Origin of the sequence: Amycolatopsis sp. NPDC059021 (assembly GCF_042739895.1) — a bacterium.
In the GTDB taxonomy this organism is placed as follows: domain Bacteria; phylum Actinomycetota; class Actinomycetes; order Mycobacteriales; family Pseudonocardiaceae; genus Amycolatopsis.
This window is the reverse complement of the sequence record NZ_JBHYIQ010000069.1, coordinates 54,105-55,766: the sequence shown is the minus strand read 5'-3', so window position 1 is coordinate 55,766 and position 1,662 is coordinate 54,105. Positions and strand designations below refer to the sequence as shown.

The window sequence follows — 1,662 nt, the reverse complement described above, 5'->3', positions numbered from 1 at the left end:
GGCCACCTTGAGGGACTTGAGTTCCCTCAAGGTGGCCTTCAGAGACCCGGAAAGGAAGCCACGATGAGCGACAAGGTCACCGAGGTGGAGCAGCACGGGATCGCGCCGATCCCGCCAGGGGAGCAGACCTCGCGCCCGCGCGACCTGTTCCGGCTGGCCTTCGGCGGAGCGAACACGTTCGCCACGATCATTCTCGGCACCCTGCCCATCGCGTACGGCCTGAGCTTCCGGGCCGCGCTCGCCGCGACGGTCACCGGTGTCGTGCTGGGCGGCCTGGTGCTCTCGCCGATGGCGTTGTTCGGGCCGCTCACCCGGACCAACAACGCGGTGTCGTCCGGCGCGCACTTCGGGGTCGTCGGGCGCTGTGTCGGCTCGTTCCTTTCGCTGCTGACGGCGATCACGTTCTTCGCGATCTCGGTGTGGGTCAGCGGGGACGCCGTCGCCGGTGCGGCACAACGGCTTTTCGGCTTCGACGGCGGAGCGGTATTGCGCGGTATCGCCTACGGGCTCATCGCGATCGCGACACTCGTGGTCTGTATCTACGGCTACCGTTTCATGCTGCTGATCAACCGGATCGCCGTCGTGCTGGGCACCGCGATCATGCTGGCCGGCGTCCTCGCGTACGGCGGTTCGTTCGATCCCGGTTTCGCGGGCACCGGCAGCTACGCGCTCGGCACGTTCTGGCCGACGTGGATCCTCGCGACGCTCACCGTGCTGGCCAACCCGATCTCGTTCGGCGCGTTCCTCGGCGACTGGTCGCGCTACATCCCGGCGCGGCACTCCCGCCGCGCGCTGCTCGCCGCGCCGTTCCTCGCGCAGCTGGCGACGTTGCTGCCCTTCGGTTTCGGCATCGCGACGGCGACGCTGGTCGCCGACCCCGGGAACTACATCGCCGGGCTCACCGCGATTTCCCCGCTCTGGTACGCGATTCCGCTCATCGTGGTGGCGCTGCTCGGCGGACTCTCCACCGGTACCACGGCGTTGTACGGGACCGGCCTGGACTTCAGCTCGATCTTCGTGCGGCTGAGCCGGGTGCAGGCGACCGTCCTCATCGGATCGTTGAGTGTCGTGTTCATCTTCGTCGGCAACTTCGTGCTCGACATGGTGTCCAGCATCAACGCCTTCGCGACGCTGATCGTGCTGTGCACGTCGCCGTGGATGGTGATCATGATGATCGGCTTCGCGCAGCGGCGCGGGTTCTACGATCCGGACGACCTGCAGGTGTTCAACCAGGGCCGCAAGGGCGGGCGCTACTGGTTCCACCGCGGGGTGAACTGGCGGGCGATGGCGGCCTGGATCCCGGCGACCACGCTCGGCCTGCTGACCGCGAACACCCCGATGATCGCGGGACCGCTGCGCGGCATCGCGGGCGGCGTCGACATCAGCCTCGTGGTCACCCTGTGCACGGCCGCGCTCGCCTACCCGCTCCTGACCCGGCTGTTCCCGGAACCCCGCGAGGTCTTCGGCCCCGCTGCCGCTCCGGACTCCTCACCGGCGCTGGGGTATCGCGTCGCGAACGACGCGTAGGGGACGTTCACCGTCGCGAACGGAGCGTTCGGGACATGCGGGACGGCGCCGGGAGCCGGACCACCGAGGGCCGCCGTCTCGCCTCGCGAAGGGCCGTGAAGGACTCCTTCACGGCGTTGAGCGCCGGTAAGGAGT

General features: G+C 68.7%; 1 protein-coding gene. It reads left to right on the top strand.

What is annotated here, in order from left to right:
- The first annotated feature begins 63 nt into the window (after positions 1–63).
- The gene (locus ACFWX1_RS32665) at positions 64–1,527 is read left to right on the top strand and encodes a purine-cytosine permease family protein (protein ID WP_378393606.1); all 1,464 of its coding nucleotides are present in this window, start codon (positions 64–66) and stop codon (positions 1,525–1,527) included.
- Positions 1,528–1,662 lie beyond the last annotated feature (135 nt).

Bases quoted from the DNA above. Each gene is read 5' to 3' on its own strand.
- ACFWX1_RS32665 (WP_378393606.1), top strand. From the start codon at position 64: ATGAGCGACAAGGTCACCGAGGTGGAGCAGCACGGGATCGCGCCGATC.